Source organism: Synergistaceae bacterium (assembly GCA_031267575.1).
In the GTDB taxonomy this organism is placed as follows: domain Bacteria; phylum Synergistota; class Synergistia; order Synergistales; family Aminobacteriaceae; genus JAIRYN01.
Genome location: JAIRYN010000005.1, coordinates 1 through 13,780, shown reverse-complemented (window position 1 = coordinate 13,780; position 13,780 = coordinate 1). Strand labels below are relative to the sequence as shown.

11 protein-coding genes are annotated in these 13,780 nt (G+C 54.1%); 10 read left to right on the top strand and 1 reads right to left on the bottom strand.

Annotated features, from left to right (window positions below; translation table 11 throughout):
* The first annotated feature begins 377 nt into the window (after positions 1–377).
* Positions 378–2,909, top strand: coding sequence for a flagellin (locus tag LBJ36_00690; protein ID MDR1377559.1), 2,532 nt, complete (start codon positions 378–380; stop codon positions 2,907–2,909).
* 226 nt (positions 2,910–3,135) lie between these two features.
* Positions 3,136–3,969 (top strand): restriction endonuclease, SacI family, encoded by an 834-nt coding sequence (locus LBJ36_00685; protein MDR1377558.1) that lies wholly within the window; start codon positions 3,136–3,138, stop codon positions 3,967–3,969.
* Between the two features lie 519 nt (positions 3,970–4,488).
* On the opposite strand, the gene glgC is transcribed toward LBJ36_00685, so the two are convergent.
* On the bottom strand, positions 4,489–5,763 hold the full coding sequence (gene glgC / locus LBJ36_00680) for a glucose-1-phosphate adenylyltransferase (GenBank protein ID MDR1377557.1): 1,275 nt from the start codon (positions 5,761–5,763) through the stop codon (positions 4,489–4,491).
* Positions 5,764–6,112: 349 nt separating this feature from the next.
* On the opposite strand from glgC, the gene LBJ36_00675 reads away from it, so the two are divergent.
* The 8 genes from LBJ36_00675 to LBJ36_00640 all read left to right on the top strand — a co-directional run.
* Entirely contained in the window at positions 6,113–6,535 is a 423-nt protein-coding gene (locus LBJ36_00675; protein ID MDR1377556.1) for a GrdX family protein, read from the top strand.
* A gap of 34 nt (positions 6,536–6,569) precedes the next feature.
* Positions 6,570–6,893: a thioredoxin gene (locus LBJ36_00670; protein MDR1377555.1), complete on the top strand. Its 324-nt coding sequence runs from the start codon at positions 6,570–6,572 to the stop codon at positions 6,891–6,893.
* Positions 6,894–6,958: 65 nt separating this feature from the next.
* Positions 6,959–8,257, top strand: a complete 1,299-nt coding sequence (locus LBJ36_00665) for a glycine/sarcosine/betaine reductase component B subunit (GenBank protein ID MDR1377554.1) — start codon at positions 6,959–6,961, stop codon at positions 8,255–8,257.
* Between the two features lie 64 nt (positions 8,258–8,321).
* Positions 8,322–8,795, top strand: a complete 474-nt coding sequence (locus LBJ36_00660; protein MDR1377553.1) for a glycine/sarcosine/betaine reductase complex selenoprotein A — start codon at positions 8,322–8,324, stop codon at positions 8,793–8,795.
* A gap of 108 nt (positions 8,796–8,903) precedes the next feature.
* Complete coding sequence (gene grdB, locus LBJ36_00655; GenBank protein ID MDR1377552.1) at positions 8,904–10,208, top strand: glycine reductase complex selenoprotein B; 1,305 nt, start codon at positions 8,904–8,906, stop codon at positions 10,206–10,208.
* Positions 10,209–10,272: 64 nt separating this feature from the next.
* Positions 10,273–11,811, top strand: a complete 1,539-nt coding sequence (locus LBJ36_00650; protein MDR1377551.1) for a DUF5940 domain-containing protein — start codon at positions 10,273–10,275, stop codon at positions 11,809–11,811.
* 12 nt (positions 11,812–11,823) lie between these two features.
* On the top strand, positions 11,824–12,972 hold the full coding sequence (locus tag LBJ36_00645) for a glycine reductase (GenBank protein MDR1377550.1): 1,149 nt from the start codon (positions 11,824–11,826) through the stop codon (positions 12,970–12,972).
* Positions 12,973–13,089: 117 nt separating this feature from the next.
* Positions 13,090–13,780, top strand: a 691-nt coding sequence (locus LBJ36_00640; GenBank protein ID MDR1377549.1) for an alanine:cation symporter family protein, incomplete at its 3' end; no start/stop codon positions are given.

The following is a 13,780-nucleotide window of genomic DNA, read 5'->3' as shown; positions in this document are numbered from 1 at the left end:
ATACCTTTTGATAGCCATTATTAGGTAAGTTCACAGATGATAGGGGTTTTTGGTTTCATAAAGACGATGCTTTTTTTGTGAGTAGCATAGGCTCTTATCGTAGCGTGAATAGCAACATTGGCGTTTTCCATAGGAGGAGCGGGTCTTTTAGCAAAGGCTTTTATCATTCTTATTATTTATTATCAAATTATTATCAAATTATCAAATTATTATCAAAGGAGTGATGCTTGGAAAAAGGGATTTTGATATATTCGCGCCGGCACAGGGCGCAAGGCAACACAAAAACGCATATGGGGATCAGGATGGTCGAAGAAAGATTTATTTGTGTCGAACGTCGAACGAGGTAGGATGCCTCGAAGACAGGAGGTTAATATATAATGAGAATTTATCATAATATACCGGCGCTTTACGCTTACAACTCTCTCAGTGAAACGAACGAGAGTCTGCAAAAATCGATTCAGACGCTCTCGACGGGCTTGCGCATCAACTCCGCGGCGGACGACGCGGCGGGCTTGGCTATATCCGAAAAAATGCGCGCCCAGATCAATGGATTGAGCATGGCGACCCGAAACGCGCAGGATGGCATTTCGATGTTGCAGACGGCGGAAGGCGCTCTAAGCGAAACCCACAGCATCATCCAGCGTATGAGAGAATTGGCGGTTCAGGCGGCCAACGACACCCTGACCCAACAAGACCGTCAGTACATCCAGTTGGAGATTGATCAGTTAAAAGATGAAATTAGCCGCATCGCCTCCTCCACGCAATTCAACAAAAAACGCCTGCTTGACGGCAGTTCTGCGGCTCTGTGGTCTTCCAACGACCTGAGCACAAAGGCCTACGTGCGCGGCTCTCTGCGCCAGGTGGACCAGTTCGGCCAAAAGGCCGCCTTCGAGGGCAACTTTAAGATCGCGGTGAGCGCCACCCCTGGCCAGGCCGAGGCCCAAAAAACTGACATTTTCAAAATTAAACACAAGAACGTCATCATGAACAAGAGTGTCAACCAGCAAGCCGGCGTTCAGAACCTCCGCGTAGACAACATCCCGGCTGGTACGTATACGATAACGGCGACGGCACATGTTGCGGGGAGGGGCGCAAAAACCCATCTGGTGGGCTACTACAGCAGCGCGGGGTACACTCCGGAGGATCACGCAATAACAGCTACGGCATATAACCAAAACAGCAATCCTACGGGTACAGGAAAGACGGGCGTGTTCGCGGCAGCCAATAATACGGAGGTCAACGCCAGTGTCCTCGTGGAGATCACCCATGTCGACAAAACCGCCAATACGATGACGGTGCGGATAACTTCTTCTGTTTTAAAGACGGACGGCACGGTCGAAAACTACGTGCAGAACGACGTGGTCATACAGGCAACCCCTCCAACGACTTCAGCTAATGGCGCTACTGCCCCTACTTATCCTACTAATCTGATAAACAACAATATCGCGGCGGAGGATATTGGTTTTGATCTTGATATTACGATGACCGATCAGCAATTCAATCTCTTCAGCGTCGGAGACAAGTTGGTCTACAACGTCACGGCTGCGGAAAAGTCAGTGACGACAACGACCACGGCGGATACACTGATCATCATTGACGGAATAAGCAATACGCAATGGGATTACGCATGGAAAGATACGGACATCAGAGATTCAGGAACAGGGGCGAAACCACGAGCAACGTTGCCTTATTACGTCACAGAGCAACCTCTCCGTTTTGCCATGGATTCCACAAGTATCAATAATAAAGAACTCCACTTCCGCAATTTCTACCTGAACACGGCCAACGGCACGGTGTACGAGGGCAACATCGTCTTGACCACGAACGAGAACTTTAAGGACAATAATCCACCGAAGACTGCGAACTCGCTAGCCTCGTTCGAGGCAAGCTACGTCGGGCAGGTGGCGAAGAGCGACGTGGCGCTGCGGGATCTGGAGAAATTTTGGAACTCCCAGGGCGTTTTCATGCTGAACGACCCCCAAACCATCACCATCTCCCAGGGCGACGGCAAGAACACCTCCATCACGCTCTACTCCACGGACACTCTGGCCACTTTCCAGAGCAAACTGAATGATGCCATTGCCAATGGGCTTGGTCAAGCAAAGTACGCGGTCAGCGCCGCGTCGTATTTCGCGACGTTCGTTGAAAACGCGAAAGCCAATACGGTGGAGTCCGTGATGGGGACCATGATCATCCGGTCCATGGTGGCGGGTGATGGCGGTAAGCTGTCGTTCTCCGGCGACGAGGACCTGATCAACGCCCTGTCCCTGAACGAGGTGCAGGCGGCCAGGGAGAACTCCTTCAACGTTTCCGCCTATGACGCGCACAACAGCACCATTATCGCCAGCGGCGTGAGGATGTCCGGGAATCTTATGGTGGGCGTGATCCACCCCAACGTGGATGTGGAGTTCGACGCGATGGCGAACATTACGGTACAGTGGAACGAAAACACGCGCACGTTCGACCTGATCAAGCAAACACAAACCTACGAGACGATCCTACACCTGGTGGACAACAGCACGGTGTTCCAGGTGGGAGCCAACGAGGGCGATGACGTGGCCGTGGATATCGGGAACATGTCGGCGGACGCCTTGGGGATCACGCGGGTGATTGTGACGGATAGGGAATCGGCTGGACGAGCCATCACCATCCTGGACAGCGCGCTCGGCAAGGTTTCCACACAGCGGGCGAAGATCGGCGCGTACCAAAACTCTCTGGAGCACACGGTCACAAACCTGACGACCACTGGGACAAACCTGACGGCGGCGGAGAGCCGCATCCGCGACGCGGATATGTCCATAGAGATGCTGAACTTCACGCGTTTACAGATTTTATCCCAGTCCGGCACGGCCATGCTGGCCCAGGCTAACCAGCTTCCTCAGTCGGTACTGAGCCTCATCCGAGGATAGCCGGCAATTTCAAAGCGCGCAAAACAAGAGAATCAAAAGCAGGGAGCTGCGCGCGTAGGGCTCTCTGCTTTTTCAGTTTCTTTCGTGCCTACCCAAGGCCAAAATGTTCTGAACGTCTGAACATTAAAACATTAAAACATTAAAACACTGACGGCTCGCTTCGCCCATAGCGTATGTTATACTTGATTATAGCGTATTTTATCTGCCAATGAGGGAGGCAAAAGAGATGGAAAACACGGCAGAAACAGGATCGCAAGGATGGGAAGCCATCGCTCAAAGGGTGTGGCTTGGCCTGGATAGGCTTGAACGACTGCAAGAGGAAACCAACCGACAGATACAGGAAACTGCCCTGCAGATGAAAGAAACGGACCGCCAGTTGAGAGAACGTATGCAGGAAACGGACCGACAATTGAGAGAACGTATACAGGAAACTGCCCTGCAGATGAAAGAAACGGACCGGCAATTGAAAGAAACGGACCGGCAATTGAGAGAACGTATGCAGGAAACGGATCGGCAAATGAAAGAAACTGTCCTGCAAATGAAAGAAACGGATCGGCAGATGAAAGAAACGGATCGGCAAATGAAAGAAACGGACCTGAAAATCGGGAAACTTTCAAAGAACATCGGCGGGCTGAACAATTCTTTTGGCGCGCTGATCGAAAACCTGATTTCCGCTCGCTTGTGGGAAAAGTTCGCGGATTATCCCTACAACCTCCAGCGAGCCTATCAGCGCGTGAAGCTCTATGATGAGAATAATCGCGTTCGCACGGATATCGATATTCTACTTTCGGACGGCACATACGCAATGGCCGTGGAGGTGAAGGAAAAGCTGGACAAAGAAAGCGACGTGGAACACCACATGAAACGCATGGAACTTATCAAGAAATACCCGCCTGCCGAGGTAAAGGGAAAATTTTTGCTCGGCGCTATGGCCGGAGGAGAGGTCGACGCTGATGTAGCTAACTTCGCCCACGCCAACGGTTTCTTTGTTTTGGAACTTGCAGGGGAAGCCGTTCGTCTCGTCTCCCCTCCGTCAGACTTCACACCAAGAAAGTGGTAACCTAGCTCAGGCTAACCAACTTCCCCAGTCGGTACTGAGCCTCATCCGAGGATAGTCGACAATTTCAAAGCGCGCAAAACAAGAGAGTCAAAAGCAGGAAGCCGTGCGCGGTTTCCTAATGCTTACGATAAAGCGATTCTCATCCAACGGCTTCAGCCGTTGGATGAGAATCGTAACGCCGCCAACGGCGGCGTTTGTTTTGTATTTGGTTTCTTGTCATATGTCTACTTTCAGTCTACTTTCATGTTAAACTTCTTAAACTTCTTTAATGGCTTATCAACGTGAGATGCGGGGCGAAACACGACCAGGATACTAATGCGGCTGTAAATATTCTCAGAGTGGGGGCATCCACTCTTAAAGGAGAAGACAGGAGAAGACATAAGATCGGTTTCAGTCGGCTGTCTTTGTCGATTTTAGACTCCCACAACTTTAGTCGTGGGAGTATGTTAATCTTTTGTTTCTCATCATGCTCTTGCTTCTCACGCTCTTGTTTAAATGAGCGGCCTGCTATCCGAGACGTTACGTTGCGAACTCGAAAGAGGGTAAGGACGATACCCCGCTGATGCGTTCGGGGTTCAGAACGTGGAAATAAGAACCATAGATGAAAGCTTCTTTTTCGATGTTGGAGTTTCCCCGCAACTTTGTTTCCGCGCCCACGTAAACCCATGAAGCGATGGCCGAAACGCCCCTCGCGCAGATATGTTCACACACGAAAGCGGCGGCTCCGTCCGTCACCCCAATCTCCACGTTGTCCATAAATTTCGTGTTGGGCGCGACGACGGCTTTATGGATTTTTGTATTCTTCCCCACGTACACGTTGGGCATAAGAACCGAGTCGACGATCTCCGCTCCTTCCTCCACGACGACGGAGTCCGAAAGGATGGAATGTTCAACCCTGCCGCGAATATCGTGCAAGCCGGTGAGAATGCTCTGCTCGATTTTAGGCGCTTTGACCACACGAACGGATTGAACGCCGGAAGAATTGAACACTTCCTTTCCCTCCTCCTGAATGGTGAACAGGGGAGGATCTCGCAGGAGGTCCATGTTGGATTCCCATAGGCTTTCCACCGTTCCCAGGTCCCGCCAATATTCCTCGAAACGATAAGAACACACTTTTTCGCCCTCCGCGAGCATAGCCGAAAGTACGTTTTTAGCCAAAGTGTCTCCCCATTCCGCGCTGAGGTTGCCGGTGGCCAGGCGTCGCCGCAACGTGTCCCAGTTGAAGATGTAAATGCCCATCGACGCCAAGTTCATTCCCCTTCGCTGGGGGTCTACCTCAAAGCCAAGGACCTTACCTTCCTCATCGACATGCAGCATTCCGTATCTGGACGTCTTCCAAGGAGAGGTGGAGACGATCGTAGCGTCCGCGCCGTTTCTCTTGTGGACATCGAGGATTTTCGCGTAATCCATCTTGCAAACGTGATCACTACGGAAAACGCACACGTAATCTGGACCAAACCGTTCGATAAAATCGATGTTTTTATAAACGGCGTCGGCTGTGTCCGTGTAGTCTTTGCCTTTTTTGGCCGGAAGGACAAAAACACCCCCGTCTTCCTTGGCGAGAGTCCACGCTTGGCCATCCCCAATGTACGAGTGAAGTTCAGCGCTCAAACGCTGAGGGAGAATGCCTATCGCGTCCATTTCCGAGTGGATGCAATTACTCAACGTGAAATCGATTATCCTGTGCGCGCCGCCGTAAAAGAGAGTCGGTTTTTCCAAACAGTGCCCCAAAGCACCCAACCCCGCCTCATACCCGCTGGCGAGGATCATCGCAACACTTTCTCTTTTTCTCACCAAGTTCACCTCCTTGTGATTCAAATCTTAAAGTATAAACGAATCGCAGAATACACCCCAGTTCGATATTCAGTAAAACGCGCAGACAGCTGGTGCGAGTCTTCCAGAGGTCAATTCTGAACGAGGGTTTCGATGTTTTCGCCTTGACTAATGGAGGAAAAACATACGATAATCAATACGATAAAGCCCTGAAAGAAGGGTATGAACAGTACGATTGAAATATGATTAAAGCTATGTTAATATATGCAATTATGAATAGATTGTTAAGCATAGGTAAAGCATCTAAAACATTAGGCGTTTCGATCATAACATTCCGGCGTCAACTGGAATACAAAGCGGATATGTGATGATGAACAATAGAGTATTGATGACGAACAATTCCAGTTTGCATCGGTTGATTTCTTCGGCGCGTTTCGTGAATGGGTCTTCTTTAGATGTACTCATAGCCGCGCGAGACGCGATACATTTGGGCGGTCGTCTGTTGACTCATCCCTTGTGCGGTAACCTTCGCCCTCATCAACAACCTTTTCGTTCTGTTTTGATAGAAGAAGTTCAAAACGGAGGAGTTCCAGGCGGCCTCGTGGATCTTGATTCGCTTTCGTTGATCGAGGAGGCTGTTCTCGTATACCGCGATTGCCCAAAACGACTGCCTCTGCCCGACGAATTCCCCGCTGAAACGCGCCAAGACTACGCTTTCATCGACGTCGAGTTGATGAGAGAAAGTTTGACGCAATATAAAATGTGGCCGGAGGTCGCCGTCAAGAGTTCATAAACATAAACCGTGACACCAAAGGAGGTGAAAAACGATGCCGATTGATTTGACTAAGGAAAACTGCGATGTGGAAGTAAAGGAAAGCGCGTTGCCTGTAGTGGTGGATTTCTGGGGGCCCGCTTGCGGTCCATGCATGGCTTTGATGCCGAAGTTCATGGAACTCTCGGAGAAGTACGACGGAAAAGCCAAGTTCTGCAAGGTGGATACTTCGCAAAACAAGCGCGTGGCCATTAATTTCAAGGTCATGAGTTTGCCCACGATTCTCTTCTGGAAGGGCGGAGCCGAGGTGGCCCGCTTGAGTGGGACGGACGCCACGGCCGAAAACATCACCGAAAAGATCGAGGCCATGATCGCGTGAGGCGAAGAGCACAAGAGATTCGGTCGTTTTGGGATTAAGGAGTACGCAAGAAAGGAGGAATGGCATTGAGACTTGAGCTGCACAGAGTGTTCGTAAACAAACTGGCTTTCGGCGACAAAACGAGCATCGCCGGGGGAACGTTGACCGTCAACAAAAGAGAGTTGCTTGATCTGCTCTCAGAAGACGAGCTGTTGGGTAAAAATCTCGACGTCGCTCTGGCTATGCCTGGAGAAAGTATTCGTATCGTTCCGGTAAAAGATGTCATTGAACCGCGCTGGAAAATCGAAGGCGGCGGACAGGTCTTTCCGGGGATGATCTCCGACGTGGAAACGGTCGGAGAGGGTAAGACTGTGGTGTTAAGCGGATCCGCCGTCGTCACCGCGGGTAAGATCGTGCGTTTTCAAGAAGGCATCATCGATATGTCTGGGCCTGGCGCGGATTACACTCCCTATTCGAAGACCTGCAACGTGGTGCTGCTGCTGGAACCGGCGAACCCCGCCATGGACAAACACGACTACGAAACCGCCTGTCGCATGGCCGGACTGAAGGCGGCCGCCTATTTGGCGCGATGCTGCGCCGAGTCCGGACTCGAGGTCGACCAAGTGGACGCTTTCGAGCATCCCAACATCAGAGAGGCCATGACCGCGCATCCGGGATTGCCCAAGGTGGGCTACCTCTATATGCTTCAGACTCAGGGACTTTTGCACGACACGTATCTTTATGGCGTGGACGTAAAGAAGATCCTGCCCACCGTGGTGTCGCCCCTCGAAGTGATGGACGGGGCAATCGTGTCGGGCAACTGTGTTTCGGCCTGTGACAAAAACAGCAGCTACGTTCACTTGAATAACCCCGTTATCGCCGACATGCTGAAACGTCATGGCAAAGACTTTAACTTCGTGACCTGTATCGTCACCAACGAGAACGTAACCTTGGCCGACAAACGCCGCAGCTCCAGTTTCGCTACAAAACTGGCAGCCATGTTGGGACTCGACGGCATTGTCATCACCGAGGAAGGTTTTGGTAACCCCGACGCCGATCTAATCATGAACTGCTGGAAGGCCGAGCGCTTGGGCATCAAAACGACGCTTTTGACCGACGAGTACGCTGGACAGGACGGAGCGAGTCAGTCCTTGGCCGATTCCTGTGTCGAGGGAAACGCCTGTGTCACGGCCGGCAATGCCAACGAGGTCATCGTGTTGCCGCCCATGGAGAAAGTCCTGGGATTCGCGGAAGAAGCCAACGTCATCGCGGGGGGCTGGCAGGGTTCTCTGGCCGCCGATGGCTCGATTACCGTCGAGCTTCAGGCCATCACCGGCGCCACCAGCGAATTGGGCTACACCAAGCTTGGCGCTTATACCATTTAACGTAACACAAATTAACGTAACACAAACAAATCTAATTTATTTTTATTGAAGGAGGTGTTCAAACATGGGGAAATTGGCGGGCAAAAAAGTACTGCTTCTCGGCGAGCGCGACGGCGTGCCGGGACCGGCCATGGAGGCATGTTTGAAAGATAGCGGCGCCGAAGTTCTTTTTTCGGTGACCGAATGCTTTGTCTGAACCGCCGCAGGAGCGATGGACTTGCAGAACCAGCAGCGTATCAAAGACGCTGCCGAGAAGTTCGGAACCGATTGCATCGTGATTCTCGGATCCTCCGACGCCGAAGGCGCGGAGATTTACGCCGAGACCGTGAGCAACGGTGATCCGACTTATGCGGGTCCTCTCGCCGGAGTCCCGTTGGGGCTCCCTGTATATCACGTTTTCGACCAAACGATACGCGACGCATGCGACCCTGTGGCGTGGGAAGAACAGATCAGTATGATGGAGATGGTTCTGGACCCCGAAGCGTTGGCGACGGCAGTCAAGGGTATTCGTGAACAGTACAGTAAAAACGTTCTCTAGAGGCGACTTATTGAGACTAACAGCAGGGTTCGCCTCTCGCGCGAACCATAATGTGTAATGGCACCCGCGACACCGGACAGAAAGCCGGATATAAAGGGGGGAGCAACGTTGGCTTATCGTGTCGTTCATTATATTAACCAATTCTTTGCGGGTATCGGCGGCGAAGAAAAAGCCGATATAGCGCCCGAGATCCGCGAAGGCGCCATAGGACCTGGCGCGGCTTTACAGGGAGCGCTGGGGGCGGATGCCCAGGTAGTGGCGACCGTCGTTTGTGGCGACTCCTATTTTGCCTCCAATATGGATAAAGCAAGCGCGGATATCATCGAAATGATCAAAAAATACGAACCCGACGCTTTCGTGGCCGGCCCCGCGTTCAACGCCGGGCGCTACGGCACAGCTTGCGGCGGGATGTGCGAGGCCGTATCCAAACAACTGGGCATCCCCGTAGTCAGCGGGATGTACCCAGAAAACCCCGGCGTCGAACTCTACAAAAAATCCTTCCACATTGTGGAGACCCCCAACAGCGCTGTGGGGATGAGAAAAGCGATTCCCGTCATGGTCAAGCTGTTATTAAAACTCCTAAAAGGTGAGGCGGTGGGAACGCCGGCAGAAGAGGGGTACATCGAGCGGGGAATCCGCAAGAACAAGTTTTACGATAAACTGGCGGCCGAGCGTTGCGTGGAGATGTTCGTGGCGAAAATGAAAGGGGAACCCTTCGAGACGGAGTACAAGATGCCCGTCTTCGACCGAGTGGATCCCCAACCCGCCGTCAAGGACATGAAAGACGCCGTCATCGCTCTGGTCACGTCGGGTGGCATCTGTCCCAAAGGAAACCCCGACCACATCGAGGCATCCAGCGCCAGCAAGTACGGAGAGTACGACATCACGGGAGTCATGGACCTGACGGCGGACAAATATTGTACGGCCCACGGCGGTTACGACGCCACCTACGCGGATAGAAACGCGGACGTGGTGTTGCCTGTGGACGTTCTGCGTGATATGGAAAAAGAGGGCGTCTTCAAGAAGCTCCACAACAAATTCTACGCCACTGTGGGCAACGGAACGGCTGTAGCCAGCGCCAAGCGCTTCGGCGCCGAAATCGCCGACAAGCTCGTTGCCGATGGGGTCACCGCCGTTATCCTGACCTCGACCTGAGGAACTTGTACTCGTTGCGGCGCAACGATGGTAAAGGAAATCGAACGCAAGCTCCCCGTAGTTCACGTTTGTACCATAGTCCCCATCTCGCAGACCGTCGGAGCCAACAGAATCGTTCCGGCTATCGCGATCCCCCATCCCTTCGGCGACCCGACCCGAACCCCGGAAGAGGAAAAAATCATTCGCAGACATCTCGTCGAGAGGTCCCTCGAGGCCTTGCAGACGGAAATAACAGAGCAGACCGTATTCACCAACTGAACGCGGCCGGCTGATTGGACGTGGGCCCAGGCCGTTCCTGGGCCTTCGCTTAGGGAGGACATTCATGTCGAACGTTGGAATCAAAGGCTATTCCTATTGTTTGAATCACACGCCGGAGCTGGGACTGCGCTACGGCTCCACGCCTTTCGTGGAATTCGAGACCAAGGGCGAAAGCGACTTTCTAAAAAATCTGCCCCGATACGCCCAAACTTACGAAAAAGCCGCGGGATACGCGCCGAACCAGGCCTATATCGGCGGCATCGACTACGAAGCCTTCGAGGCGGCAAAGACCCCCTGGATCGAAAATTACCTGACAAACGCCCAACGCTACGGCAAGTACGGCGAGATCATGCCGGAGGATGAATTTTTGGGCCTCATGACCATATGCGACGTCTTCGATCTGATTTGGCTGGAAAAGTCCTTCGGCGAGGACGTCAAGGCGAAACTTCTGAAAGATCCCGTCATGAACGAATCCATTGTCGCCCGTCTGAAGGGCTTGCATGAAATGCCCGAGATCGAGACGGAGATCGAGGATAAAAAGGGCCGGGCCCTCTATTACGGAGGCAAGGTTGTGGGCTGCGTCCGAAACGGACACGAGATCGACGACTGCCTTTTCGCCTACGTCCTTATGGAGAACCTGGCCTGCAAGGCGGGGGGAGTCCTGGCCCTTCTGCACCTGCTGAAGAACAGCGCCGCGAAGCCGGAGGAGATCGACTTCGTGATCGAGTGCTCCGAGGAAGGAGCGGGAGATATGAACCAACGGGCCGGGGGCAACTTCGCCAAGGCCGTGGCTGAAATAGCGGGCTGCGTCAACGCCTCCGGCTGCGACGTTCGTGGATTTTGTGCCGGGCCCGTCAACGCGCTGATCTCCGGGGCCTCCCAGGTGGCGGCCGGCGCGCGGAAAAACTGCGTCGTCTTGGCCGGCGGCGCTATTCCGAAGCTCTACATGAACAGCCGCGATCACGTCAAGAAGGGGCTTCCCGCCCTGGAGGACTGCCTGGGGAACTTCGCCGTGCTGCTGGTCCCCGACGACGGGACGCATCCCGTCATGCGACTAGACGCCCTTGGCAAGCACTCGGTGGGAGCGGGCGCGGCCCCTCAGGCCATCACGTCGGCGCTGATTTACGAGCCCCTTTCCGCCCAAGGTCTTTCCTTCAAGGACGTGGACAAATACGCGGCCGAGCTCCAGATCCCTGAGATCACCCTGCCCGCCGGCGCTGGCGACGTCCCTCTCGCGAACATCAAGATGACCGCGGCCCTGGCCGTCATGAAAAAGGCCATCGAAAAAAGCGAGATGGACGATTTCATCAAGAAGCACGGCGTCATCGGCTTTGCTCATACCCAGGGCCACATTCCGTCGGGCGTGCCCTTCATCGGCATCGCCTGCGACAGCATCAAGGCGGGGACCATGAAACGCGCCATGATCATCGGCAAGGGAAGCCTTTTCTTGGCGCGATTGACGAATCTGGCGGACGGCGCCTCGTTCTTGATCGAGTCCTCCAAGGGCACTTCAGCCGGAGGGCTCACAGGTGCTGTGAGCAAAGAAGACGTCAAATCCCTGATTCTGGAGGCTCTTTCCGAAATCGCCGGCAAGCTGGCCTAGGAGGGCGGAGGCATGAGCGATATTAAAAAACTAGTCGGCGAATCCTTGGCCGAAATCATCGACGCGGCGAAAAGCGGCGGCCCCAAGGTCCGCGTTGGCCTGATGGCTGCCGGCAGCGAACTCGGAAACGAAGAACTGGCGAGGGGCGCGAGAATGGCCGTTGAGACCTACGGCAATGTCCGACCCGTCATGATCGGTCCCAAAATTTCCGGTTACGAGGACCTGGACTGGATGGAGACAGACGATTGCGAGGCCAATATTTCGGCGGAGCTCGAAAACGCCGTCGAGGAGGGACGGATCGGAGGGGCCGTGGCGCTGCATTTTCCCTTTCCCCTGGGAGTGACCACCATCGGGCGCGTCATGACCCCCGCTAAAGGGCGGGCCATGATTTTGGCGTCCACAACCGGCACGTCCGCCGTGAACCGGGGCGAGGCCATGTTGAGAAACGCGGTCTATGGAATCGCCGCGGCGAAGGCGTTGGGCATGGCGAACCCCACGGTGGGCGTCTTGAACGTGGACACCGCTCAGCCTGTCTTTCGCGCGCTCTCGCGCATGGCGGAAAGGGGTTACGACGTAAAATTCGGCTCTTCCGTCCGTCAGGACGGCGGGGCGGTGCTGCGCGGCAACGACGTTTTGGCCGGCGCGGTCGATATCTGCGTCACGGACACTCTGACGGGCAATATCATGGTAAAAATGTTTTCTTCTTTCAACACCGGCGGTTCCTACGAGGCCACGGGCTGGGGCTACGGACCTTCCTGCGGCGAAGGATGGGGGAAGGTCGTCTCCATCATCTCGCGGGCGTCGGGCGCGCCGGTCATCGCGGGCGCATTGACCTTCACGGCGGCGGTGGTCGCGGGCGGCCTGCCGGGCAAGGTGGCTGCCGAGCTCTCCGCCGCGAAAAAGGCGGGACTGGACGAGGAAATAGGCGCCCTTACGCCCAAAGCGACGGCGGAAGAGGCCGTGAAGGCGCCGCCGTCGGAGCCCACGGACGAAGAACTCCACGGTGTCGACGTGCTGGAGATCGAAAACGCGGTGAGGGCGCTCTGGAAAGCTGGCGTCTACGCCGAGTCGGCCATGGGATGCACCGGCCCGGTGGTAAAGCTCGCCGCCCGTAACGCGGAAAAGGGTATGGCCGTTTTGAGGGAATATGGATATCTGTAAAGACCTGTAAAAACCTGTAAAAACCTTAGAAGCTTTTGAATTGGCCTTTTGAATTTATCAATGGCTTTTTGAATTTATCATGGATGATTTTGAATTTATCATGGAGGATGATGTTTTATGGAGCCGTTGGCAAATTCGCCCTTTTTGGGGCAACTCCTGGCTTGGATCGTAAAGGCCAATTCGTTTTTGTGGGGAGAGTATTGTTTGATTCTCCTGCTTTGCGGCACGGGGCTTTTCTTTACGTTTAAATTGAGGGGAGTGCAGGTTTTCAAATTCGGCAAGGGCTTCAAACGCCTTTTTGGCGATTTTTCCCTGTTCGGGGCCGCTGCGGACAAAGACGGAATGAGCTCTTTCCAGGCCGTGGCCACCGCCATTGCCGCCCAGGTGGGGACGGGAAACTTGGTAGGCGCGGTGACGGCTTTGCTGGCCGGCGGACCGGGAGCCATTTTCTGGATGTGGCTGGCCGCGTTTTTCGGCATGGCTACCATTTTTGCCGAGGCCTGTCTGGCTCAGCTGTATCGCACCACCGATGAAAACGGCCAAGCCGTCGGCGGACCGGCCTATTACATCTCCAAGGGTCTTGGAAACAACGTCTTCTCCAAAGGGTTGGCGGCGATTTTTTCCGTCGCAATCATCTTAGCCCTGGGCTTTATGGGCAACATGGTGCAGGCGAATTCCATCAGCGACGCTTTCCATACGGCGTGGGGCATCGACGCCAAGGTCGTGGGCGCCGTCCTGGCCGTGGTCGCGGGCCTTATTTTCATAGGGGGCATCAAACGCATCGCCGCGGTCACCGAAAAGATCGTCC